Genomic DNA, 24354 nt, shown 5'->3' with positions numbered 1-24354 from the left:
TGTTAAAACAATTTTAACAATGGTGCCGCTTTGACTCGTCCCTTTGATTATCAACAAGATTTTGCCAATATTAATTTTCGCGAACATCCCGAACGGTATCAGGTGGGCCGGGGTGAGCAGGGCGTATTGATGGTCGAGCCTTATAAAAGCGAAATCCTTCCACACTGGCGTTATAAAAATGCTGAAGTCGCAGCGCGTTCGGCAGAAGAGATCTACGCCCTCTTTGAAGAGTACCGCAGGAATAACGATTTTGTAGGTATGGATATGGCGCGTAAATTCATACAGATGGGATATACCCGTGCCCGGCGATACGCCAATCATAAAGGCGGAAAAAAGTATGATGAGAAGCGCCAGGTCAAACCCCTCGATCACGATCCAGTAAAAGCAGAGGCCGCTGCGGTATTCAAAACGTGGTGGGATAAAATTCGTGCTGATGAAGATTATTTGCAGCGAAAAAAGGCTCACCAGCAAGCGTGGGGATAATTACTACGTCCGCTAATAATTCGATACCTGATCGAGTTCACAAAATCCAATGAAACATATTGGAAACATTTTATTTACCTAACGATTCGTTTTAAATCCGGTTTTACTGTTTGTGGGCAATGGCCCGCAATGTGAGACAGGGGATTTTAAAATGACAGAAACCGTAGCCAGTGCAGATACGGATAACACAAGTTTAGCAGGCAAGGATACTCGCCGTCGGGTTTGGGCAATTGTTGGAGCCTCATCGGGGAACCTTGTAGAGTGGTTTGATTTTTACGTCTATTCATTCTGTTCACTCTACTTTGCGCATATCTTTTTCCCATCAGGGAACACCACAACGCAGCTTCTGCAAACCGCAGGCGTTTTTGCCGCCGGGTTCCTGATGCGTCCCATTGGCGGATGGCTGTTCGGCAGGATCGCGGACAGGAAAGGGCGCAAGACATCCATGCTCATCTCTGTGTGCATGATGTGCGTCGGCTCGCTGGTGATTGTCTGCTTGCCCGGATATGACACAATCGGAACATGGGCACCGGCGTTGCTGTTGCTGGCACGTCTGTTCCAGGGGCTGTCAGTGGGTGGCGAATACGGCACCAGCGCGACATACATGAGCGAAGTGGCTGTTGAAGGGCGCAAAGGTTTCTATGCATCATTCCAGTATGTAACCCTCATTGGCGGACAGCTACTGGCGTTACTGGTTGTGGTGATCCTTCAACAAATCCTTAGCGATGAAGATTTACGCGCCTGGGGCTGGCGCATCCCGTTTGCCCTGGGGGCCGCCCTGGCGGTTGTGGCGCTGTGGTTACGCCGTCAGCTTGATGAAACCTCCCAGCAGGAGGTCAGGGCGCTGAAAGAAGCCGGTTCGATGAAAGGGTTGTGGCGTAACCGCAAAGCATTTTTGATGGTATTAGGCTTTACCGCCGCAGGCTCGCTAAGCTTCTATACCTTCACCACCTATATGCAAAAATATCTGGTCAACACGACGGGCATGCATGCTAACGTTGCGAGTGTCGTCATGACGGTGGCGTTACTGGTCTTTATGCTCATCCAGCCGATTGTTGGCGCGCTGTCGGACAAAATAGGTCGCCGCACCTCCATGCTGATCTTTGGTGGCATGCTCACCCTGGGGACTGTTCCGCTTTTGACGGCGCTACAGCATACAACCTCTCCGTATGCCGCTTTCGCTTTGATTATGGTGGCACTTATTATTATTAGTTTTTACACGGCAATCAGTGGCATTTTGAAAGCGGAAATGTTTCCCGCACAGGTGAGGGCGCTGGGCGTAGGCCTCTCTTATGCGGTCGCTAACGCCCTGTTTGGCGGATCAGCAGAATATGTCGCGCTATCCCTAAAGTCATGGGGCAGTGAAACGACCTTCTTCTGGTATGTCACCATCATGGGGGCGCTGGCGTTTATTGTCTCCCTGATGCTGCATCGTAAAGGAAAAGGGATCCGCCTTTAATAATGCGCCATCTGCCAGACGGCGTAGCCGGTTGTTGCCCCGGCTACGTCCCAGGCAAAATCTTTCCAGCTCCAGCCGCTTCCCGAGGGGCGGCTATCCCAAAGTTCTTTTGATGCCCCCAGGCTGATGGAGAACATCAGGCCCATTGTGGCACTTCGATCCCGGCTATACCCCTGGTGCAGCGCATACTCATTACCCGCAGCGGACAACATTGCAGACGCCAGAAAGTGTTGAGCTTTATCCTGACCCGACCAGTTATCATTAGCCATATGGCTGCAACCGGTCAGGAAAAGAGGGATTATCAGGAAAGGCGTACGCATTAACAGACTCCATAAAAAAGCCCCGTCGATGACAGGGCTCGTGTATTACAGAATGCGGCTGATGAGGCGGTCGATACGGATCCGACGTAGACGGCGAATCAGCTTGCGAACTTTCACCGGATAATCAGCGATGCTTTGCAGATCGCGATAATGACGAACCACGGTGGTATGCGTGCGTATAAGCTCCAGCTCACGATCGCGTTTCGCGGCTAACGCATGCTGAGGATCATGAATAAGGATGGCGTTTTCCAGATCCAGACGCCAGGCGCGTGGGTTCAGGTTATTACCGGTCAGCAGCATCCACTCGTCATCCACCCAAATCCCTTTGAGGTGATAGCTGTTGTCTTCATCTTTCCAGAGACGCACAACCAGCTGGTCCGTGTTCACATAGTACTGTAAACGGCTCAGGAAGCGGCGCAGGTTAATCTCATAGAGATAAGGCAGTGCGCCGATGATCTTGAAAGGCTGATCTTCCGGAATGAAAAAGTCATTTGCCGTTTTATCCCCGACAATGATTTCCACCTTTTTACCATCACGCAACAGCTGAATGATATTACGCACCAGAACGGCGGGAAGGTTGAAGTACGGGGTGCAGATGGTGAGCTTATGCTCAGCGCACGGCATCAAATGAAAGATGGTCTTGTTCAGCAGGCTGGATTTTCCCAGGCCTACCAGAGGCGTAACGGACAGTTCTTCATTACTGGCATCACCCTGAAAACGATAAACCGCATCGCGCAGTTCCTGGCGGAAGGAGCGAACGTCGTTTTTGATTTCCGGGCTTTTCGGACGATGAGGATCGTCAAGACGGTGCACACCCCGACCATGAACCAGGTTTTTATCAACCCAGTTGAACATGATGTCAGCCATCTGCGGATTGCGGATCAGATGGTAGCGATCGTAGCGGTATTTATCGAGCTGATGGAGATACACATCATTCAGGCTGGCGCCGCTATAAAGGACGCTGTCATCAATGATAAATCCTTTAAAATGAAGAACGCCAAGCGCTTCACGGGTATTCACCGGTACGCCATACACCGGGATATCAATACCCGGATTTTCCTGGGCCGTGCGGCAATACCAGTCAGCATTGGTATTCGAGGCAGCCGCACCAATACGGCCACGCTGAGCACGGTGCCAGTCAACCAGCACGCGAACATCCAGTTCCGGACGCTGACGTTTCGCTTCATAGAGCGCGTTCAGGATCGCACGCCCACCTTCATCTTGTTCAAGATAGAGCGCCACAATGCAAATACGTCGCGTAGCGCTGGCAATCTTTTCAAGAAGCGTCTCCCGGAAATGAGCGGGAGCATAAAAGAACTCTACATCATCAACTGACTGAGAAATCTTCGGTAGTTGAGCAAGGTGTTGTTGATGTTTATTACGCTTAAATTTTGACAACATCACAGTGCGTTTCTTCTCTGTTCATTGAAGGGTTGTCTGTACCAGGCAAACAACATAAGCGGACAATGATACCCCAGTGCCGGTAAAAGTGGGTAACATTTCCAGCAGCTTACTCTTGTTTATCCGTCGAAGTCAGGCTGAGGGACAGAGAGACAATGCCTTCATCCAGCTGGATATCAACGTCAAAACCGAGCTTCCGCGCCAGGGTCACCATACCCCGATTGTTTGGCATAGTAATGCCATTCAGGCGTGACAATCCGTGATCGCGCGTATAACCAATAAGTTTTTCGAGCAGCCGTCTGCCCAACCCCAAACCCTTAAGATCGGAACGCACCAGTACGGCAAACTCCGCATCCACGTTATCCGGGTCGGAAATAGCGCGCGTCACGCCGAGGATCTCCTCTCCCGCTCCGGAACGGCGGACCGCCACAATCGCCATTTCTCGATCGTAGTCGATCTGGGTCATATTGGCTAAATCGTCATGGGTAAATTCATTGATTTCGCTGAAATAGCGATAGTACAAATCTTCCTTCGTCACCTGCGAGATGAACGCCCGCAGCAGCGGCTCGTCTTCCGGCAGGATAGGGCGAAACAGCGCCCGCTCCCCATTTTTCATCTCCACCCACTCTTCCAGATGAAGAGGATAAGGACGAATGGCGAGACGGCTTTCCGGGTCACCGATATAGGGCGCAATATCCAGCGTCACGTCCAGGGCGGTAAATTCATTTCCGGAGGCAAGAAGGGGGTGAATATCCAGGCGCTGGATCTCCGCACAGTCAACAATGAGGTTGGAGACCTTCACCAGAAACTGGCTTAATCCGGCGATATCAAGCGGCCGCAGAGCGCTTCTCCCGCGGATTTTTTTGCTTTTGATGGCCTGAATAATTAAATAACGCGCCAGGTTCATGTTCAGAGGGGGAAGCGCGACAACCGCCTGTTCTTCTGGCCGCCACTCAACGCCGCCTTCACCCAGCATAATGAGCGGACCAAAAACCGGATCGTGTTCGACAACCACGCGCAGCTCCTGCGCACCTGCACGGTTGGCCATGCTCTGCACCAGCAGGCCGTGGATCCTGGCCTGTGGCCACGTCATTTTTACGCGATCGATAATGGCATCCGCGGCCTGTTGTACTTCTGTCGCGGTGCGCAGATACAGCATGACGCCCTGCACATCCGATTTGTGCGGAATATCGGGAGAGCGCAGCTTCAGCGCGACCGGATAACCAATCTGCTCAGCAATATGTACCGCCTCAGCGCTGTCGCCGGCAATCCAGGTGGGCAGGGTTTGCATTCCATAACTGCCAAGAATGGGTTGTACCTCATGTGTATCAAGAGAAGTGGCGCCCTCTTCGATGGCCTGCTGCAAAAGCCTGTGCACATCCACCGAATTTGCGGTGAGATTGCCCGGCAGGGCAGGCGTTTCACGCAGCTGCTTCTGGTTGCGGCGGTATTCAACCATATGCATAAACGCGGTAATGGTGCCCTCTGGGGTACGGTAGGTTGGCAACCCGGCTTCACTAAACAGACGCCGTGCCTCCTGCGAGGAGAATTCGCCGCACCAGTTGGTCAGCAGGGTAACGTATTTACCGCGGGGATGGTTTCGGACCGCCTCAATCAGCGCACGCGCACTTTCGCTGCCTGGCGCAACCGCGCTGGGCGAATGGATAATCATCAGCGCATCAAAGTCCTGGCTATCCAGCAAAATCGTGATCGCCTTAATGTAACGATCGCTGCTGGCATCATCGCGCAAATCGAGGGGATTATCGGGAACAACGCTTCCCGGTAACGCATCCCGCAGGCGCCGGAGCGTCTCTTCACCCAGCGTGGCCAGCTTGCCGTTGCGTAGCCAGAGCTCGTCCAGCGCCAGGGCGGCGGGAGCTGCACCGTTGCTGACAATCATCAGCTTTTCACCGCGCAGGGGGCGCATGTGGCTTAACGTTTCGACGGCGGAAAAAAGCTCGTGCGTATCCTGTACCCGCAATAAACCGGCGCGCTGGATCGCTACATCCCATGCGGGATCCATCCCGGAACGGGAATGTAGCAGGCGCTGAGCCGCGGGGCTGCGCCCGCTTTTGATGACCAGAATCGGTTTATTACGTGATGCGCTACGCGACGCCGACACAAAACGACGGGCGTCGCTCAGGTGTTCAAGGTAGAGCAGGATAGCGCTGGTTTTGCTGTCACGCGCCAGGAAATCCAACAGCTCATCGACGTCAATGTCCAGGCTGTCGCCGAGGGCAATGAAATAGGAAAAGCCCATCTCACGCTGCTGCGCCCAGTCGAGGATGGTATTGGATACCGCAGCCGACTGCGAAATAAAGGCCAGTTTGCCTTTACGGATCGGAACCGGGGAAAAACTGGCATTCAGCCCTTGCCAGGGCGCAAGCAGACCGAGGCTATTTGGACCAAGAATGCGCATCTGGTAGCGGCTGGCGCAGGCCAGCAGTTCGGGCTGCTGTTCAGGAGGCGAGGAAAGAATAATGCAGGTTTTACAGCCTTTCTGACCGAGCGACTCAAGCAATTCGAGGTTTCGTTTCGCATGCGTACAGAGCACGGCGAGGTCGGGAACAAACGGTAAACTTTGCACGTCCGGCCACGCCAGCACCCCCTGTACCGCCTTATAAGCGGGCGTAACGGGCATGACCGGGCCGTTAAATCCGCCAGCCAGCAGATTGCGCATCATCAGATACCCTGCGCGGTCCGGTTTCATCGAGGCGCCAATAACGGCAATGGATTTCGGACGGAGTAGCGCTTCTAACCCTCTCTGGCTCATGCAGGCCTCCTGTGAATGCAAGCGACCTGATGATTTTAAACGCTTTCTGCCTCAGTTGCTGTGACACTACCCTTATGAACGGTTTTTCCCGCAAGATAACGTTCGCGGAAGCAGGAGAAGTGACTGCCCAGCGCGCCGGCCGCCTGGGTATCGCCCGCCAGATCCAGTAGCGCTATGGCGACTTCAGCGGTGCAATATTGACCGTCGGCATGCGCTTCACGCAAGCGATAGGCCGAAACATGCGACAGATCGACGGAAATCACCGGCAGCGCATCAAGATAAGGGCTTTTGCGAAACATCTTTCTTGCTTCGGTCCAGGTGCCGTCGAGCATAATAAACAGCGGCGGCTTACCGGATGGTGGCGCCGTAAGTACCTGACGTTGTTCGCCTGCATATGATGCCGGGAAAACGACCATGGGCTGATAGTCCGGGCTTGCCACCAGGTCGAGCAGAGCCTGAGGTGGCTCAGTGCGCGACCACTGAAACGCTGCGGTGTTGGGCAGAATATCGGCGATCAAACGCCCTGTGTTGCTGGGCTTCATCGGTTCGGTATCGAACATGACCAGACAAAAGCGGCTTTTCGCCTCGCTCGGTGCAAGCGTTTCGCACAGACACACTTTCAGCGGTAAAAGGCAGCGCTGGCAGCGGCGAATACGATTGCCTCGGGCCAGAAAAGGGCGGGTGGCGCGCGCAAGGCGCTCGGCGCGTAATTGAAGTACAGCGTTATCAGTCATGGGCGAAAAGGCAGGAAAAACCCCATTTTCGCAGAGGAGAGAACGGGGCACAAGATATGCCCCGCGAATGTTACAGGGATTCGTTTAACCAGCTGTCGAAAGGCGCTTTCGGTACTGCACCATTGAGCATGTCGATCACTTCACCATTTTTGAAAATCATAATGGTTGGAATGCTGCGAATGCGAAAACGGGCGCTGAGTTCACGTTCCGCTTCGGTATTCACTTTGACAAAACGCATTTTCCCGCTGCGCTCTTCAGCCACGTCTTCGAAGATGGGCGCAAAGTTACGGCAGGGGCCGCACCACGGTGCCCAGAAATCGACCACAACAGGCAGATCGTCCTTGAGGAGTTTGTCCAGCGTAGCACCCGTCGCGTTAATGACATCGCCATCAAATAATTCGTGGCCACAACGCCCGCATTTCGCACCGTCATCCATCCGATCGTCCGGAATGCGGTTTAAAGCCTGACAGTTGGCACATACGGTATTCATAACTAACCTCTGATAGAGCCGTGGAACAACGGCAGAACGCCGATAATGTTTCTGATATGTTACATATTATCAGTGAGCCTGTATGAAACGACAACGCGTTTTATTCAATGGGAACAATAGTCACAGGCTTTTGTACGAAATTATGGCTATGAGCTTGCACATCGGGTAATCTGCGCGCTTCGCGCAGCGCTGGTGGAGAAAAGCATGAACGACGAAATGAAAAACAAAAGCGGCAAGGTCAAAGTGATGTATGTCCGCAGTGATGATGACTCTGATAAACGCACCCAAAATCCGCGTACCGGAAAAGGTGGCGGGCGTCCGGCGTCTTCTCGTGCAGACGGTGGCCGTCGCCCCGCCCGCGATGACAGAAATAACCGCGGCGATGACCGCAAACGTGATGACCGTAAGCGTGACGATCGCAAACGCGATGATTTTGTCCGCGACGGTGGATCGCCATGGCGTACCGTTTCTCGCGCGCCCGGTGAAGAGACGACCGAAAAAGCCGATCACGGCGGTATCAGCGGAAAAAGCTTTATCGATCCGGAAGTGCTGCGTCGTCAGCGTGCGGAAGAGACCCGTGTCTACGGTGAGAACGCCTGTCAGGCCCTGTTCCAGAGCCGCCCGGAGTGTATCGTTCGTGCATGGTTTATCCAGAGCGTGACCCCGCGCTTTAAAGAAGCGCTGCGCTGGATGGCGGCGAACCGCAAAGCCTACCACGTGGTTGACGATGCCGAGCTGACAAAAGCGTCCGGTACAGAACACCACGGCGGCGTCTGCTTCCTGATCAAAAAACGTAACGGCACTACCGTGCAGCAGTGGGTTAGCCAGGCGGATGCCGATGACTGCGTACTGGCGCTGGAAGATGTGGGTAACCCGCATAACCTGGGCGCTATGATGCGTAGCTGCGCGCACTTTGGCGTGAAAGGCGTTCTGTTGCAGGATGCCGCGCTGCTGGAATCCGGTGCGGCGATTCGTACTGCGGAAGGTGGTGCAGAGCACGTTCAGCCGATCACCGGCGACAGCGTGCTGGAAGCCCTTGAACAATTCCGTAAAGCGGGCTACACCATTGTCACCACCTCAAGCCGTGCCGCTACGCCGTTGTTTAAAGCGACGTTGCCGCGCAAAATGGTGCTGGTGTTAGGTCAGGAGCGCGATGGTCTGTCTGATGCGGCACTCTCCAGCGCTGACCTGAGCGTCTCTATCGACGGCACTGGCAACGTTGAAAGCCTGAACGTATCCGTTGCGACCGGCGTGCTGCTGGCGGAATGGTGGCGTCAGAACAAGGCATAAGCCTTTTATGTGCCGGGCCTGACCCGGCACATTCAAACCCTACTCGCTCTCTGCCGGTAACACAGGCATCCAGTCAATCGGCTTTTCGCCACGCTTTTCCAGCCACTCATTCGTCAGAACAAAATGATTACTGCCAAAGAAACCACGATGCGCAGACAGCGGCGACGGGTGCGGCGCCTTCAGCACGTGATGACGCTGACGATCGATAATCGCCCCTTTCTTTTGGGCATGCGAACCCCAGAGTAAAAACACGACGCCTTCACGATGCTCATTGATCAGGCTGATAACCTTATCGGTAAAGGTTTCCCATCCCAGACTGGCGTGGGAGTGTGCCTGACCCGCCCGGACAGTTAATACGGTATTCAGCAACAGCACGCCCTGGCGCGCCCAGCTTTCCAGATAACCGTGATTAGGGCGGGTGAAACCCGGAATCGTTCCTTCCAGCTCTTTATACATATTCAACAGAGAAGGGGGGATGGCCACGCCCGGACGTACGGAAAATGCCAGTCCGTGAGCCTGCCCGGGGCCGTGGTATGGATCCTGCCCCAGGATAACCACCTTTACATCGCTCAGTTCGGTGTAGCGGAAGGCGTTAAACACATCTTTCTGCGGCGGATAAATTGTCTGGCCGGCCTGCCGTTCAGCCGCAACGGTACTGAGGGTATTTATAAAATAGGGCTGCTGCTTCTCTTCAGCCAGCACGTCATGCCAGGTTAAAGGTGTTGTCATCTCGCTCTCCTGCGAATCTCATTCTGTGTCTAGCTTACCTGTTAAACACCAATGAGCAAAATTACCCGCGGAAAAGCAGGCTAAGTGACTCAATTTATGTTGAAAACCAGGCAGGATAAGTTGAATTGGTAAACCTTTAAAATTGATCTAAAACAAAAAATACAGACCACACTCTTTGTGTGGTTGGTGGTTTTGTTGATTTAAATCAATAAATCACCCGGGACTGAATGTTATATATACACACAACAAACAATGGTTTTACCAATTGGCCGCAAAAGGCCAGCATCAGTTAATGTAGCCTAAGGGAGGCAACACATGATTACAGGTATCCAGATTACTAAAGCTGCAAATGACGATCTGCTGAACTCTTTCTGGCTGCTGGACAGCGAGAAAAACGAAGCGCGCTGTGTAGTAGCGAAAGCAGGTTTTGCGGAAGACGAAATCGTTCCGGTGAGCAAACTGGGCGAAATTGAATACCGTGAAATTCCAATGCAAGTGCAGCCAGAAGTACGCGTGGAAGGTGGTCAGCACCTGAACGTTAACGTCCTGCGTCGCGAAACGCTGATGGATGCCGTTGAGCACCCGGAAAAATACCCGCAGCTGACCATCCGTGTGTCTGGCTATGCGGTGCGTTTCAACTCTCTGACCCCGGAACAGCAGCGCGACGTTATCGCGCGTACCTTTACTGAAAGCCTGTAAGGTTTCAGCTTTGGGGGTGGAATAAAAAAGCCGGGAATGTCCCGGCTTTTTTTTACTCTTCCGTTTTTGTCTCAGACGCAGCAGAGCTTGGCTTACGGCGCTTACCAATATTTTTGGTATCGCGGTGGCGCTGTTTAACGCGCGGCTTCTCTTTTTCTTTCTCTTTTCTCTCAGCACGTTTCGCGAGCGCTTTCTTGGACGGTTTACCCGTCATTTTTTCACTCGGCGCACGTGTGGTCGGACGAAGTCCGTCAATCACGCGAGCTTTCAGCGGCTCCTCAACGTAGCGGCCAATTTTCTGTAGCAGCAAATGGTCGTGCGCTTCTACCAGAGAGATAGCAATACCTTTGCGGCCCGCACGGCCGGTACGACCAATACGGTGCAGGTAAGTATCACCGCTGCGCGGCATATCAAAGTTGATCACGTGGCTCACGTCCGGGATGTCGATCCCGCGCGCGGCAACGTCGGTGGCAACCAGCACATTCACGCGGCCATCGGTCAGGCGCTTAATCCCTTCGGTACGCTTAACCTGCGCCATTTCACCTTCGAGATAGCAGTTGTTGATACCGGCATTGCGCAGCATTTCTGCCAGTTCATGCACGCGCTCACGTTTGCGTACGAATACGATGGTACGGGTTGCCTCTTCCTGCTTCAGCAGGTGTTTCAACAACTCAACCTTATGCTCAAGGTTATCTGCGCGGTAGTACCACTGGTGGATCTTCTTACGCTCACGGGTCGATGGCGTAGCGGACACTTCCACCGGATCTTCCAGCAGACGTTCGGCGAAATCTTTAATGGCATCCCCTTCAAGGGTTGCCGAGAACAGCATTGTCTGGTTACGCCAGCGCGTTTCACCCGCGATGTGTTCGATATCCTGGGCAAAGCCCATGTCCAGCATGCGGTCAGCTTCATCGAGAATCAGCGTTTCCACTGCGCGGCAGTCGAAGTTCTCTTCTTTTATGTATTGCAGCAGACGGCCTGTCGTCGCGACAACGATATCCTGGTTTTCGCTGAACACTTCGGCGTGGTTCATATACGCTACGCCGCCGGTGATGGTCGCGATATCCAGATGGGTGTTCGCCGCCAGCTCACGCGCGTGTTCGGCAACCTGCATCGCCAGTTCACGGGTCGGGGTCAGGATCAAAATGCGCGGCGGGCCTGATTTTTTACGCGGAAAGTCGAGCAAATGCTGCAACACAGGCAGCAAGTAGGCTGCTGTCTTCCCCGTGCCGGTTGGCGCAGAACCGAGCACATCGCGGCCCTCAAGCGCAGGCGGAATGGCCGCGGCCTGAATGGCGGTCGGGCGTGTAAAGCCTTTGCTCTCAAGGGCATTGAGCAGGCTTTCATCGAGTTCAAGTTCGGAAAAAGTCGTTACAGTCATGTTCTACCTCTGTGTGGGGCGCTGATTATAGACGTTACGGCTGTAATCTTCATCTGTTTGTATGGATATCGCTTTTCGACCACTTCGCTTTCCCCTATGCTACTCCAGTTTCACTCAGAAGGTTGCCCCGACATGTCTCAACTCAAAGCGCAGTTGCGCCGCGATGGTTTTACGTTTAAACAGTTTTTTGTGGCGCACGATCGTTGTGCGATGAAAGTCGGTACAGACGGTATTTTACTGGGGGCATGGGCTCCTGTCGCAGGTGTAAAACGCATTCTGGATATTGGTACGGGCAGCGGACTTCAGGCGCTGATGCTGGCGCAGCGAACGGAAGAACACGTCACGATCGATGCCGTTGAGCTTGATCCTCAGGCGGCCCGGCAGGCAAGTGAAAACGCTGCCGACTCTCCGTGGGCAGAACGCATCAGGGTAGAATGCGCCGATGTCCTGACCTGGGCGCCGGAGCAGACCGCGCGTTACGATTTGATTGTCAGCAATCCGCCGTATTTCACGCCAGGCGTGGAATGTGGCACGCCGGAACGCGAGCAGGCACGTTACACCGGCTCGCTCGATCACAAGGCGCTACTGACCAGTGCGGCGGAGCTCATCTCGGAAGAGGGATTTTTCTGCGTGGTCTTGCCTGAAAGCACGGGTAATACCTTCATTGAGATCGCACATGAGATCGGCTGGAATCTGCGTCTTCGTACCGATATTTCGGATACGGAAGGACGCTTACCGCACCGCGTGTTGCTGGCACTCTCGCCGAAAGAGGGCGAGTGCTTTATCGACAGGATGGTCATTCGTGGGCCAGACCAGCGTTATTCCGAAGATTACACAGCTCTGACCCAGGCCTTTTATCTTTTTATGTGAACCTGCGGCGTCAACACCGACGGCCCGGACGTTTCAAGCGGTTCGGGATAGTCCAGCGTATAATGCAGGCCACGGCTCTCTTTGCGCATCATTGCACAGCGCACAATCAGCTCGGCAACCTGCACAAGGTTGCGCAGCTCCAGCAGATTATTAGAAACGCGGAAGTTGGCGTAATATTCATCGATTTCCTGCTGCAACATCATGATGCGGCGTAACGCGCGTTCCAGACGCTTCGTTGTACGTACAATCCCGACATAATCCCACATGAAAAGCCGCAGCTCGTGCCAGTTATGCTGGATTACCACCAGTTCGTCCGGGTTTTCTACCCGACTTTCATCCCATGCCGGCAAGTGTGTTGTCGGACGTGCATAGGGCATGCGTTTGGTAATATCTTCCGCAGCCGACCACCCATACACCAGACACTCCAGCAGCGAGTTTGAGGCCATGCGATTCGCACCATGCAGGCCGGTATAGCTGACCTCGCCGATCGCATACAAACCATCCACGTCGGTACGACCATGATCGTCAACCATCACCCCGCCACAGGTATAGTGGGCGGCAGGTACAATCGGCACCGGATCGCGGGTTAGATCAATACCCAGACTCAGCAGCTTTTCATAAATCATCGGGAAGTGCTGGCGAATAAAGTCTGCCGGTTTATGGCTAATGTCCAGATACATACAGTCCACGCCAAGCCGCTTCATCTCGTGGTCAATGGCGCGGGCCACGATATCCCGCGGTGCCAGTTCACCTCGGGGGTCGAAGTCCGGCATAAACCTGGAACCGTCCGGACGCTTCAGATACGCGCCTTCGCCACGCAACGCTTCAGTTAACAGGAAGTTACGCGCCTGCGGGTGGAACAGGGCGGTAGGATGGAACTGGTTAAACTCCAGATTCGCCACGCGGCAACCTGCGCGCCAGGCCATGGCGATACCGTCTCCGGAGGCGATATCCGGGTTTGTCGTGTACTGGTAAACCTTGGAGGCGCCGCCGGTGGCCAGCACAACGGCTTTTGCCTGGCAGGTTTCCACCTTCTCTTTATTCCGATTCCACACCCATGCGCCGACAACACGGCGCGTGCCGGGCAGGCCAATTTTATCGGAAATAATCAGGTCGACGGCGTTGCTGCGCTCCAGTACCCGAATATTGGGATGGCTGAGGGCTTTGCTGACCAGCGTGGTTTCAACCGCTTTTCCGGTTGCATCAGCAGCGTGCAGAATACGGCGGTGGCTGTGCCCGCCTTCACGGGTCAGGTGATAGCTCTCTTCACCATTAGGCTGAACCTGCGTATCAAACAGCACGCCCTGATCGATAAGCCATTGCACGCAGTGGCGGGCATTGCTGGCGACAAACTCTGCGGCATGCTCATCCACGATCCCGGCACCGGCAATCAGGGTGTCTTCTACGTGCGAGGCAATGCTATCCGTTTCATCAAACACCGCGGCAATACCGCCTTGTGCATAGAAGGTGGAACCTTCGCTCATCGGCCCTTTACTCAGCACGATTACGTTCTGATGTTCCGCCAGGCGCAGTGCGAGGGAGAGGCCGGCAGCACCGCTGCCAATGATCAGTACATCACAATGAAGTTCAGGCGTCGTGTTCATGATGTTTGTTTAATTTACTAAACATGGTGTGGGGAGAATAGCATTGCGATGCGAGATATCGCACGTTTTTTTTGAGGTGTGTTGCAATGACTAAACGGAATCCCGGAGGTTAAATCTGCGCTAAATGGCCGGAAATATTTTGCGAAGCAGATCGTTAGCTTCAGATTTTGTGGTGAAATAAAGCCTGTGTTGCGTTACTCTTCTGACGATAAAGTTAATGATTCTTGTCAGAAAGCGGGTGCGTATCGTGAACAGACTTATAATGAGAGAAAATGAATGGTCTGCGGCGCGATGAACAAAAACAAAGGCGTTACGGAACTTATTGAAGAACAGACACTCTAATTCGGTGCTTGCTCAAAGTGCAATGTTGTTAGAGTGGCGTTTCGATAACGCGTGGAATTTGGTTTGGGGAGACATTACCTCGGATGAGCGAGCAGTTAACGGACCAGGTCCTGGTTGAACGGGTCCAGAAGGGAGATCAGAAAGCTTTTAACCTACTGGTGGTGCGCTACCAGCATAAGGTAGCGAGTCTGGTTTCCCGCTATGTACCGTCAGGCGATGTTCCTGATGTTGTACAAGAGTCTTTTATTAAGGCCTATCGCGCGCTGGATTCATTCCGGGGGGATAGTGCTTTTTATACCTGGCTGTATCGTATTGCAGTCAATACGGCTAAGAATTATTTGGTTGCTCAGGGCCGGCGTCCGCCTTCAAGTGATGTTGACGCTATCGACGCAGAAAACTTCGAAAGTGGCGGCGCGCTGAAAGAAATTTCGAACCCTGAGAACTTAATGTTGTCAGAAGAACTGAGACAAATCGTTTTTCGCACGATCGAGTCGCTCCCGGAAGATTTACGCATGGCAATTACGTTACGGGAGCTGGATGGCCTAAGCTATGAAGAGATAGCCGCCATCATGGATTGTCCGGTCGGCACGGTTCGTTCACGAATTTTCCGTGCGCGAGAAGCCATTGATAATAAAGTTCAACCGCTTATCAGGCGTTGACGATAGCGGGATACTGGAAAAGGTATTAGGCATGCAGAAAGAAAAACTTTCCGCTTTAATGGATGGTGAAACGCTGGATAATGAGCTGCTCGATGAGTTGTCTCATTCTCCCGAAATGCAACAGACCTGGGAGAGCTATCATCTTATCCGCGACACGCTGCGCGGTGATACCAGTGAGGTTCTCCATTTCGATATCTCAGCACGCGTTATGGCGGCCATTGAGAACGAACCTGTTCATCAGACCACGCCGCTGATTCCTGAAGCGCAGCCTGCACCTCACCAGTGGCAGAAAATGCCGTTCTGGCACAAGGTGCGTCCATGGGCCAGCCAGCTCACCCAGATGGGGGTCGCTGCGTGCGTATCGCTTGCAGTTATCGTTGGGGTCCAGCACTATAACACTCAGTCTGAAGCCAATCAGCAACCTGAAGCGCCAGTGTTTAATACGCTGCCGATGATGGGTAAAGCCAGCCCGGTTAGCCTGGGCGTACCGGCAGATGCCTCCGCAAGCGGCGGACAGCAACAGCAGGTACAGGAGCAGCGCCGTCGCATTAATGCGATGTTGCAGGATTACGAGTTGCAGCGCCGTCTGCACTCCGAGCAGCTTCAGTTTGAGCAGGCCCAAACCCAGCAGGCTGCTGTGCAGGTGCCAGGAAACCAAACTTTAGGAACGCAATCGCAGTAATGAAGCAACTTTGGTTCGCCATGTCTTTGATGGCGGGTAGCCTGTTCTTCTCTGCTAACGCCTCGGCTGATGTTTCATCCGGGGCGTTGTTGCAGCAAATGAATCTGGCCAGCCAGTCACTCAATTACGAGTTGGCATTTATCAGCATCAATAAGCAGGGTGTCGAATCGTTACGCTATCGCCACGCCCGCCTTGATAACCAGCCGCTCGCCCAGCTTTTACAGATGGATGGCCCGCGTCGGGAAGTGGTCCAGCGTGGGAACGAAATCAGCTATTTCGAGCCTGGCCTTGAGCCGTTTACGCTCAATGGTGACTACATCGTTGACTCCCTGCCGTCGCTCATTTACACCGATTTTAAACGTCTCGCCCCCTACTATGATTTTATCTCGGTGGGGCGAACGCGTATTGCCGACAGGCTGTGCGAAGTGATCCGCGTTGTTGCGCGGGATGGGACGCGTTACAGCTATATCGTCTGGATTGACGCAGAGACGAAGCTGCCGATGCGCGTTGATCTGCTCGATCGCGACGGTGAAACGCTGGAGCAGTTCCGTGTGATCTCCTTTGACGTAAACAGTCAGGTCGGCAACAGCATGCAGAATCTGGCCAAAGCCAGCCTGCCGCCTTTGCTTTCCGTGCCTGCCGGCGATTCTGTCAATTTTAACTGGGTACCATCCTGGATCCCGCAAGGGTTCAGCGAAGTTTCCAGCAGTCGTCGCCAGCTGCCCACTATCGAAACTCCGGTTGAGTCGCGACTCTATTCCGATGGGCTGTTTAGCTTCTCGGTGAATATCAATCGCGCTACGGCGAACAGTTCCGAACAGATGCTCCGTACCGGTCGCCGGACGGTCAGCACGACGGTGCGCGATAATGCGGAAATTACCATTGTCGGTGAATTACCGCCGCCAACGGCAAAACGTATTTCAGACAGCATTAAATTCAGGGCTGCGCAATGATTAAAGAGTGGGCCACGGTCGTATCCTGGCAGGATGGCGTAGCGCTTGTTAGCTGTGACGTTAAAGCATCATGCAGCAGCTGCGCTTCACGAGCCGGTTGCGGCAGCCGCGTGTTGAATAAGCTGGGGCCGCAAACGTCGCACACTATTACTGTGCCGAGCGCTCAGCCGCTGGTGGCAGGGCAAAAAGTGGAGCTCGGCATCGCTGAAGGTAGCCTGCTCACTTCCGCCATGCTGGTTTACCTTTCTCCGCTCGCAGGCCTGTTCGTGATGGGCGGGGTTTTCCAGATGCTGTTCGGCACAGATTTGGCCGCCATGTGCGGGGCCGCGTTGGGCGGCGTGGGCGGGTTCTGGCTTGCTAAAGGCGTTTCCCCAAGGCTTGCCGCCCGGGAAGCGTGGCAGCCCGTTATCCTCAGCGTTGCACTGGCACCCGACCAACTTCGTGTTGAGACGCTCTCTTCTAAGGCCCGGTGATCTGCCGGGCTTTATTATTATTTACATCGCCATAAAGAAAACGCCGTCTCTTCGCGCTATACCTGGCTCTAAGTGCAGTTCCAGCTGACGAGGATGTAGTGTAGAATGCTGCGTTTTCGCACTGAAAAACGTCAGGCTAAGAACAGCGGCCTCCAGGAATTCGTAAGGCATAATTATTTAACTATATGAAGAACATACGTAACTTTTCGATCATTGCTCACATTGACCACGGTAAGTCGACGCTGTCTGACCGTATTATCCAGATTTGCGGTGGCCTGTCTGATCGTGAAATGGCAGCCCAGGTTCTGGACTCCATGGACCTGGAACGCGAACGCGGTATTACCATCAAAGCGCAGAGCGTGACGCTCGACTATAAAGCTTCCGATGGTGAAACCTATCAGCTGAACTTTATCGACACCCCAGGGCACGTTGACTTCTCTTATGAAGTGTCACGCTCGCTGGCGGCCTGCGAAGGCGCGCTGCTGGTGGTGGATGCCGGACAGGGCGTAGAGGCCCAGACGCTGGCAAACTGCTACACCGCCATGGAAATGGATCTCGAAGTGGTGCCGGTTCTGAATAAAATCGACCTGCCAGCCGCCGATCCTGAGCGCGTAGCGGAAGAGATTGAAGACATCGTCGGTATTGATGCGACCGATGCAGTGCGCTGCTCGGCGAAAACCGGCGTCGGTGTTCCGGATGTACTGGAACGTCTGGTGCGTGATATTCCGCCGCCGGAAGGTGACCCGGATGCGCCGCTACAGGCGCTGATCATCGACTCCTGGTTTGATAACTACCTCGGCGTTGTTTCGCTGGTGCGTATTAAAAACGGCACCATGCGTAAAGGCGACAAAATCAAGGTCATGAGCACCGGCCAGGTCTACAACGCTGACCGTCTGGGCATCTTCACGCCAAAACAGGTTGACCGTACCGAGCTGAAATGCGGCGAAGTGGGCTGGCTGGTCTGTGCCATTAAAGATATCCTCGGCGCGCCGGTGGGTGATACCCTGACCGGTGCACGTAACCCGGCAGATAAAGCGCTGCCAGGCTTCAAAAAGGTGAAACCGCAGGTTTATGCGGGTCTGTTCCCGGTCAGCTCTGACGATTACGAAAACTTCCGCGATGCGCTCGGAAAGCTGAGCCTCAACGATGCCTCCCTGTTCTACGAGCCAGAAAGCTCAACGGCGCTGGGCTTCGGCTTCCGCTGTGGCTTCCTCGGTCTGCTGCACATGGAGATCATTCAGGAACGTCTGGAGCGTGAATACGATCTGGATCTGATCACCACCGCCCCGACGGTTGTCTACGAAGTAGAAACCACGTCGAAAGAGGTGATCTACGTCGACAGCCCGTCCAAGCTCCCGCCGCTGAATAATATTCAGGAACTGCGCGAGCCTATCGCAGAGTGTCACATGCTGCTGCCGCAGGAGTTCCTCGGCAACGTGATCACCCTGTGTATTGAGAAGCGTGGCGTGCAGACCAACATGGTTTACCACGGTAACCAGGTGGCGCTGACCTATGAAATTCCGATGGCGGAAGTAGTGCTCGACTTCTTCGACCGTCTGAAGTCTACCTCCCGTGGCTATGCGTCGCTGGACTACAACTTCAAACGCTTCCAGGCCTCGAACATGGTTCGCGTGGATGTACTGATCAACGGCGAGCGTGTTGATGCCCTGGCGCTGATCACCCACAACGATAACGCACCGTACCGTGGTCGTGAGCTGGTTGAGAAGATGAAAGATCTCATCCCGCGTCAGCAGTTTGACATTGCGATTCAGGCGGCCATTGGTAACCACATCATTGCCCGTTCAACCGTGAAGCAGCTGCGTAAAAACGTTCTGGCTAAGTGCTATGGCGGCGACGTCAGCCGTAAGAAAAAGCTGTTGCAGAAGCAGAAAGAAGGTAAGAAGCGTATGAAGCAGGTCGGTAACGTTGAGCTGCCGCAGGAAGCATTCCTTGCCATCCTTCATGTTGGTAAAGACGGTAACGGTAAATAACCTTAAGGAGTTGGCATGGCGAACATGTTTGCCCTGATCCTGGTCATCGCTACCCTGGTGACAGGTCTGTTGTGGTGTCTGGATAAGTTTATCTTCGCCCCAAAACGCCGTGAACGTCAGGCTGCCGCGCAGGCAGCCACGGGCGATGCGCTGGACGCGAAAACCCTGAAAAAAGTCGGCCCAAAACCGGGCTGGCTGGAAACAGGGGCATCGGTATTCCCGGTGCTGGCGATTGTGCTGGTGGTGCGTTCTTTTATCTATGAACCGTTCCAGATCCCGTCAGGATCGATGATGCCAACGCTGCTGATCGGTGATTTCATTCTGGTTGAGAAGTTTGCCTATGGCATCAAAGATCCGATCTACCAGAAAACGCTGATCGAAACGGGTCATCCGAAACGTGGCGACATCGTGGTGTTTAAATATCCGGAAGATCCACGGCTGGATTATATTAAACGCGCGGTAGGTCTGCCGGGCGATAAAGTGACCTACGATCCGGTGGCGAAAGAGGTGACCATTCAGCCAGGCTGTAGCTCTGGAACTGCATGTGAAAATGCGCTGCCAGTCACTTACTCCAACGTTGAGCCAAGTGATTTTGTGCAGACCTTTGCCCGCCGTAACGGCGGTGAAGCGACCAGCGGATTCTTCCAGGTGCCAAAAGGTGAAACCAAAGAGAACGGTATTCGTCTGGTTGAACGGAAAGAGACGCTGGGCGATGTCACTCACCGCATTCTGACCGTGCCAATCGCACAGGATCAACTGGCAATGTACTACCAGCAGCCAGGCCAACAGCTGGCGACCTGGATTGTGCCACCGGGACACTACTTCATGATGGGTGACAACCGCGATAACTCTGCGGACAGCCGTTACTGGGGCTTTGTGCCGGAAGCGAATCTGGTCGGTAAAGCAACCGCTATCTGGATGAGTTTTGAGAAGCAGGAAGGCGAGTGGCCGACCGGCGTTCGCCTGAATCGTATTGGCGGAATTCATTAATTTTCGTCAAAAATAACACGTAGCGGCTTTAATTCGCCGCTACGTGAATTATTTCAGCGATAAATCTCTTTGAACTAACGACATCCCCTGTCGTTGTGTATAGAATATTCCCCCGAAGTTTAAGGTTGGCCCTGCAAGGGTGCCACGGCACACGAAACCGCGTTGGTTTTCTCAGGTCGGTTTCGTGTGCTGCATTTTTGACGCATTCATTTATTGGTATCGCATGAACCCCATCGTAATTAATCGGCTTCAACGGAAGCTGGGCTACACTTTTCATCATCAGGAGTTGTTGCAACAGGCATTAACCCATCGCAGTGCCAGCAGCAAACATAATGAGCGTCTCGAGTTTTTAGGCGACTCTATTTTAAGTTTCGTGATTGCAAATGCGCTTTATCATCGTTTTCCGCGTGTGGACGAAGGTGATATGAGCCGCATGCGCGCCACGCTGGTGCGCGGCAATACCCTCGCTGAAATCGCACGCGAGTTTGAGCTGGGTGAATGTCTGCGTCTGGGGCCAGGTGAGCTGAAAAGTGGTGGTTTCCGTCGTGAATCCATCCTTGCCGATACGGTCGAGGCATTGATCGGTGGCGTGTTCCTGGACAGCGATATCCAGACCGTAGAAAAGCTGATCCTGAACTGGTATCAGACCCGCCTGGACGAAATCAGCCCGGGCGATAAACAAAAAGATCCTAAAACGCGTCTGCAAGAATATTTGCAGGGTCGTCATCTGCCGCTGCCATCCTATCTGGTGGTGCAGGTACGTGGCGAAGCGCACGATCAGGAATTTACCATCCATTGCCAGGTCAGTGGCCTGAGTGAACCGGTGGTCGGCACGGGTTCAAGCCGTCGTAAGGCTGAACAGGCTGCCGCCGAACAGGCGTTAAAAATGCTGGAGCTGGAATGAGCATCGACAAAACCTATTGCGGATTTATTGCCATCGTCGGACGTCCGAACGTTGGCAAATCCACCCTGCTGAATAATCTGCTTGGGCAGAAGATTTCTATCACCTCGCGTAAGGCGCAGACCACGCGTCACCGCATCGTCGGTATCCATACTGAAGGCGCGTATCAGGCGATTTACGTCGATACCCCGGGCCTGCACATGGAAGAGAAGCGCGCCATTAACCGTCTGATGAACAAGGCGGCGAGCAGCTCCATTGGCGACGTAGAGCTGGTGATTTTCGTTGTGGAAGGCACCCGCTGGACGCCGGACGACGAAATGGTCCTGAACAAGCTGCGCGACGGCAAAACGCCGGTGATCCTCGCGGTCAATAAAGTGGACAATGTGCAGGAAAAAGCCGATCTGCTGCCGCACCTGCAATGGCTGGGCAGCCAGATGAACTTCCTCGACATCGTCCCGCTGTCTGCGGAGACGGGTCTGAACGTTGATACCATCGCGGGCATCGTGCGCAAGCATCTGCCGGAAGCGACTCATCACTTCCCTGAAGACTACATCACCGATCGCTCTCAGCGTTTTATGGCGTCTGAAATCATCCGTGAGAAGCTGATGCGTTTCCTGGGCGCTGAACTGCCGTACTCTGTGACGGTGGAGATCGAGCGTTTCCAGAGCAACGAGCGCGGCGGTTACGATATTAACGGTCTGATCCTCGTTGAGCGTGAAGGGCAGAAGAAGATGGTGATCGGTAATAAAGGCGCCAAGATCAAAACTATCGGAATCGAAGCCCGTAAAGACATGCAGGACATGTTTGAAGCACCGGTTCACCTGGAACTGTGGGTGAAAGTGAAATCTGGCTGGGCCGATGATGAGCGTGCGCTGCGCAGCCTCGGTTACGGCGAAGATCAGTAACCTAAGACGACGAGCATATGGATGGATGGCAGCGCGCCTTTGTCCTGCATAGTCGTCCCTGGAGCGAAACCAGCCTGATGCTGGACGTCTTCACGGAAGAGTCCGGTCGCGTGCGCCTTGTTGCCAAAGGCGCACGTTCCAGACGTTCTAATCTCAAAGGTGCCTTGCAGCCTTTCACCCCACTGCTGGTCCGCTTTGGCGGGCGAGGGGAAGTCAAAACCCTGCGCAGTGCTGAAGCCGTTTCCCTCGCGCTTCCTCTTTCTGGTATCACGCTCTACAGCGGTTTGTACGTCAACGAACTCATCTCACGGGTGCTTGAACATGAGACCCGCTTCTCTGAACTTTTCTTTGATTACCTGCACTGTATCCAGTCGCTCGCTGGCGCAACCGGCACTCCTGAGCCTGTGCTGCGTCGTTTCGAGCTGGCGCTGCTCGGTCACCTTGGATACGGTGTTGATTTTCTGCACTGCGCGGGGAGTGGGGACGAGGTAGAAGATACCATGACCTATCGCTATCGTGAGGAAAAGGGCTTTATTGCCAGTGTCGTCGTCGATAACAGCACCTTTACCGGGCGCCAGCTCAGAGCACTGTATGAACGCGAGTTCCCGGACGCCGACACCCTGCGTGCGGCAAAACGCTTTACCCGAATTGCGCTCAAGCCGTATCTTGGGGGCAAACCTTTAAAGAGCCGCGAATTATTCAGGCAGTTTATGCCGAAACGCTAATGTTTTACCCCTCACCCCAGCCCTCTCCCGGAGGGAGAGGGAGAAGGTAAATGAACAAAAATACCGAGGATTGTCATGGCTGAATTACTGTTAGGCGTCAACATCGACCACATTGCCACCCTGCGCAACGCGCGCGGCACGGCGTATCCGGATCCGGTTCAGGCGGCGTTTATCGCCGAGCAGGCTGGGGCGGACGGCATTACCGTCCATCTGCGTGAAGACCGTCGCCACATCACCGATCGCGACGTGCGTATCCTGCGCCAGACGCTGGATACCCGCATGAATCTGGAGATGGCAGTAACGGAAGAGATGCTGACGATTGCCTGCGATACGAAGCCGCATTTCTGCTGCCTGGTGCCGGAAAAACGACAGGAAGTGACCACCGAAGGCGGTCTGGATGTGGCCGGGCAGCTCGACAAAATGCGCGATGCCTGCAAACGCCTGGCGGATGCCGGTATCCTGGTTTCACTGTTTATCGACGCCGATTTCACCCAGATTAAAGCCGCTGCCGACGTGGGCGCGCCGTATATTGAAATTCACACCGGCTGCTATGCCGATGCTGAAAACGACGCAGCGCAGGCGAAAGAGCTGGAGCGGATCGCCAAAGCGGCAACCTACGCCGCGAGCCTGGGACTGAAGGTTAACGCCGGTCACGGCCTGACCTATCACAACGTAAAAGCCATCGCTGCCCTGCCGGAAATGCACGAGCTGAACATCGGCCACGCTATCATTGGCCGTGCGGTGATGAGCGGTCTGAAAGACGCGGTTTCCGAGATGAAGCGTCTGATGCTGGAAGCGCGTCAGTAATGGCTATTCTGGGCTTAGGCACCGACATCGTTGAAATAGCCCGCATTGAAGCGGTGATCGCCCGGAGCGGCGATCGCCTCGCAAGACGCGTGCTGAGCGATAACGAATGGGCTATCTGGGAGGCGCATCAGCAGCCGGTGCGCTTTCTGGCAAAACGTTTCGCGGTAAAAGAGGCGGCGGCGAAAGCGTTCGGCACGGGCATTCGTAACGGCCTGGCGTTTAACCAGTTTGAAGTGTTTAACGATGAGCTGGGTAAGCCACGTCTGCGTTTATGGGGCGAGGCGCTTAAGCTGGCGGAAAAGCTGGGCGTGGCGCACATGCACGTAACGCTTGCAGATGAACGCCACTACGCCTGTGCGACGGTGATTATCGAAGGTTAAATTTTGTCCGCATGGTGCATCAGGACAAACTTATCCCACAGCTGTTCTTCGTTCTCGACATGTGCCGGATCTTTTAAGATCGTATTGGGAATGGGGCACACCTTCTGGCAGGTCGGCGTCTCATAGTGGCCAATGCACTCGGTGCAGCGGTCGCTGTTAATCTCATAAATGCTGTCGCCCATCGAAATCGCCTCGTTCGGGCATTCGGGTTCGCACATATCGCAGTTGATGCATTTTTTGGTGATTAACAGCGCCATCAGGAAATTCTCAGAAACATCACAAACAGGGCGGGCATTATACGCTCATTCGTTGT

The 24354-nt window shown here is 54.1% G+C and carries 25 protein-coding genes and 1 pseudogene; 16 read left to right on the top strand and 10 right to left on the bottom strand.

Translation table 11 applies throughout. The annotated features are described in order from the left end of the window. Window positions 1-30 precede the first annotated feature (30 nt). Both RY075_RS17070 and RY075_RS17065 read left to right on the top strand, forming a co-directional pair. A complete protein-coding gene (locus RY075_RS17070) occupies window positions 31-483 on the top strand; it encodes a DUF4385 domain-containing protein (RefSeq protein ID WP_006811623.1) in 453 nt (150 codons plus the stop codon). A gap of 151 nt (window positions 484-634) precedes the next feature. Further along, on the top strand, window positions 635-1942 hold the full coding sequence (locus RY075_RS17065) for an MFS family transporter (protein WP_338627855.1): 1308 nt from the start codon (window positions 635-637) through the stop codon (window positions 1940-1942). On the opposite strand, the gene RY075_RS17060 is transcribed toward RY075_RS17065, so the two are convergent. The 6 genes and pseudogenes from RY075_RS17060 to trxC form a co-directional block, all read right to left on the bottom strand. Beyond that, complete coding sequence (locus tag RY075_RS17060) at window positions 1939-2262, bottom strand: YfiM family lipoprotein (protein WP_003860739.1); 324 nt, start codon at window positions 2260-2262, stop codon at window positions 1939-1941. The genes RY075_RS17065 and RY075_RS17060 overlap by 4 nt on opposite strands. Window positions 2263-2307: 45 nt before the next feature. Then, the gene (pssA, locus tag RY075_RS17055; RefSeq protein WP_045330531.1) at window positions 2308-3663 is read right to left on the bottom strand and encodes a CDP-diacylglycerol--serine O-phosphatidyltransferase; all 1356 of its coding nucleotides are present in this window, start codon (window positions 3661-3663) and stop codon (window positions 2308-2310) included. Then, window positions 3647-3688, bottom strand: a pseudogene (locus tag RY075_RS17050) (hypothetical protein). Before RY075_RS17050 ends, pssA begins: the two are co-directional and overlap by 17 nt. 84 nt (window positions 3689-3772) lie before the next feature. Then, window positions 3773-6436, bottom strand: a complete 2664-nt coding sequence (pat, locus tag RY075_RS17045; RefSeq protein ID WP_302378632.1) for a protein lysine acetyltransferase — start codon at window positions 6434-6436, stop codon at window positions 3773-3775. Between the two features lie 35 nt (window positions 6437-6471). Continuing rightward, window positions 6472-7170 (bottom strand): tRNA-uridine aminocarboxypropyltransferase, encoded by a 699-nt coding sequence (tapT, locus tag RY075_RS17040; protein WP_302378649.1) that lies wholly within the window; start codon window positions 7168-7170, stop codon window positions 6472-6474. Between the two features lie 70 nt (window positions 7171-7240). After that, window positions 7241-7660, bottom strand: a complete 420-nt coding sequence (gene trxC / locus RY075_RS17035; protein ID WP_003860733.1) for a thioredoxin TrxC — start codon at window positions 7658-7660, stop codon at window positions 7241-7243. A 204-nt stretch (window positions 7661-7864) separates the two neighbouring features. Here trxC and RY075_RS17030 point away from each other — a divergent pair, with 204 nt between their 5' ends. Beyond that, on the top strand, window positions 7865-8950 hold the full coding sequence (locus RY075_RS17030) for a tRNA/rRNA methyltransferase (protein WP_022651671.1): 1086 nt from the start codon (window positions 7865-7867) through the stop codon (window positions 8948-8950). 39 nt (window positions 8951-8989) lie between these two features. Here RY075_RS17030 and ung read toward each other — a convergent pair whose 3' ends face one another. Next, window positions 8990-9679 carry a uracil-DNA glycosylase gene (gene ung / locus RY075_RS17025; protein ID WP_003860729.1) on the bottom strand — a complete coding sequence of 230 codons (690 nt, stop codon included), beginning with the start codon at window positions 9677-9679 and terminating at the stop codon, window positions 8990-8992. A gap of 315 nt (window positions 9680-9994) precedes the next feature. Between ung and grcA the strand changes: the two genes are divergently transcribed. Further along, window positions 9995-10378: an autonomous glycyl radical cofactor GrcA gene (grcA, locus tag RY075_RS17020; protein ID WP_003860727.1), complete on the top strand. Its 384-nt coding sequence runs from the start codon at window positions 9995-9997 to the stop codon at window positions 10376-10378. Between the two features lie 52 nt (window positions 10379-10430). Here grcA and srmB read toward each other — a convergent pair whose 3' ends face one another. Further along, window positions 10431-11759, bottom strand: a complete 1329-nt coding sequence (gene srmB / locus RY075_RS17015) for an ATP-dependent RNA helicase SrmB (RefSeq protein WP_003860725.1) — start codon at window positions 11757-11759, stop codon at window positions 10431-10433. Window positions 11760-11891: 132 nt separating this feature from the next. On the opposite strand from srmB, the gene RY075_RS17010 reads away from it, so the two are divergent. Continuing rightward, window positions 11892-12629, top strand: coding sequence for a tRNA1(Val) (adenine(37)-N6)-methyltransferase (locus tag RY075_RS17010; protein WP_003860724.1), 738 nt, complete (start codon window positions 11892-11894; stop codon window positions 12627-12629). On the opposite strand, the gene nadB is transcribed toward RY075_RS17010, so the two are convergent. Then, window positions 12614-14233, bottom strand: coding sequence for an L-aspartate oxidase (nadB, locus tag RY075_RS17005; RefSeq protein ID WP_022651669.1), 1620 nt, complete (start codon window positions 14231-14233; stop codon window positions 12614-12616). The genes RY075_RS17010 and nadB overlap by 16 nt on opposite strands. 425 nt (window positions 14234-14658) lie before the next feature. On the opposite strand from nadB, the gene rpoE reads away from it, so the two are divergent. The 11 genes from rpoE (at window position 14659) to acpS (ending at window position 24041) form a co-directional block, all read left to right on the top strand. Next, the gene (gene rpoE / locus RY075_RS17000; protein ID WP_006176728.1) at window positions 14659-15234 is read left to right on the top strand and encodes an RNA polymerase sigma factor RpoE; all 576 of its coding nucleotides are present in this window, start codon (window positions 14659-14661) and stop codon (window positions 15232-15234) included. Between the two features lie 31 nt (window positions 15235-15265). Then, on the top strand, window positions 15266-15916 hold the full coding sequence (gene rseA, locus RY075_RS16995; RefSeq protein WP_003860719.1) for an anti-sigma-E factor RseA: 651 nt from the start codon (window positions 15266-15268) through the stop codon (window positions 15914-15916). Then, window positions 15916-16869: a sigma-E factor regulatory protein RseB gene (gene rseB, locus RY075_RS16990; protein WP_003860717.1), complete on the top strand. Its 954-nt coding sequence runs from the start codon at window positions 15916-15918 to the stop codon at window positions 16867-16869. Before rseA ends, rseB begins: the two co-directional genes overlap by 1 nt. Continuing rightward, window positions 16866-17342 carry a SoxR-reducing system protein RseC gene (gene rseC, locus RY075_RS16985; protein ID WP_058659563.1) on the top strand — a complete coding sequence of 159 codons (477 nt, stop codon included), beginning with the start codon at window positions 16866-16868 and terminating at the stop codon, window positions 17340-17342. The genes rseB and rseC overlap by 4 nt, the downstream gene beginning before the upstream one ends. A gap of 185 nt (window positions 17343-17527) precedes the next feature. Continuing rightward, entirely contained in the window at window positions 17528-19333 is a 1806-nt protein-coding gene (gene lepA / locus RY075_RS16980) for a translation elongation factor 4 (protein WP_003860714.1), read from the top strand. A 15-nt stretch (window positions 19334-19348) separates the two neighbouring features. Continuing rightward, window positions 19349-20323 (top strand): signal peptidase I, encoded by a 975-nt coding sequence (gene lepB / locus RY075_RS16975; protein WP_003860712.1) that lies wholly within the window; start codon window positions 19349-19351, stop codon window positions 20321-20323. A 223-nt stretch (window positions 20324-20546) separates the two neighbouring features. Further along, window positions 20547-21227 (top strand): ribonuclease III, encoded by a 681-nt coding sequence (rnc, locus tag RY075_RS16970; RefSeq protein WP_003860711.1) that lies wholly within the window; start codon window positions 20547-20549, stop codon window positions 21225-21227. Then, window positions 21224-22129, top strand: coding sequence for a GTPase Era (gene era / locus RY075_RS16965; RefSeq protein ID WP_003860709.1), 906 nt, complete (start codon window positions 21224-21226; stop codon window positions 22127-22129). The genes rnc and era overlap by 4 nt, the downstream gene beginning before the upstream one ends. Before the next feature lie 17 nt (window positions 22130-22146). Next, a complete protein-coding gene (gene recO / locus RY075_RS16960; protein ID WP_003860708.1) occupies window positions 22147-22854 on the top strand; it encodes a DNA repair protein RecO in 708 nt (235 codons plus the stop codon). A 75-nt stretch (window positions 22855-22929) separates the two neighbouring features. After that, on the top strand, window positions 22930-23661 hold the full coding sequence (pdxJ, locus tag RY075_RS16955; protein ID WP_045330528.1) for a pyridoxine 5'-phosphate synthase: 732 nt from the start codon (window positions 22930-22932) through the stop codon (window positions 23659-23661). Then, window positions 23661-24041, top strand: coding sequence for a holo-ACP synthase (gene acpS, locus RY075_RS16950; RefSeq protein ID WP_003860706.1), 381 nt, complete (start codon window positions 23661-23663; stop codon window positions 24039-24041). The genes pdxJ and acpS overlap by 1 nt, the downstream gene beginning before the upstream one ends. Here acpS and RY075_RS16945 read toward each other — a convergent pair. Further along, the gene (locus RY075_RS16945; RefSeq protein ID WP_003860704.1) at window positions 24038-24298 is read right to left on the bottom strand and encodes a YfhL family 4Fe-4S dicluster ferredoxin; all 261 of its coding nucleotides are present in this window, start codon (window positions 24296-24298) and stop codon (window positions 24038-24040) included. The two genes, acpS and RY075_RS16945, sit on opposite strands and share 4 nt — an antisense overlap. Window positions 24299-24354: the final 56 nt, after the last annotated feature.

It is taken from the genome of Enterobacter sp. JJBC, assembly GCF_036936505.1.
Lineage (GTDB): Bacteria > Pseudomonadota > Gammaproteobacteria > Enterobacterales > Enterobacteriaceae > Enterobacter > Enterobacter hormaechei_C.
Note: the sequence above shows the minus strand (reverse complement) of the source record. Positions and strands in the feature narration are given on the sequence as shown.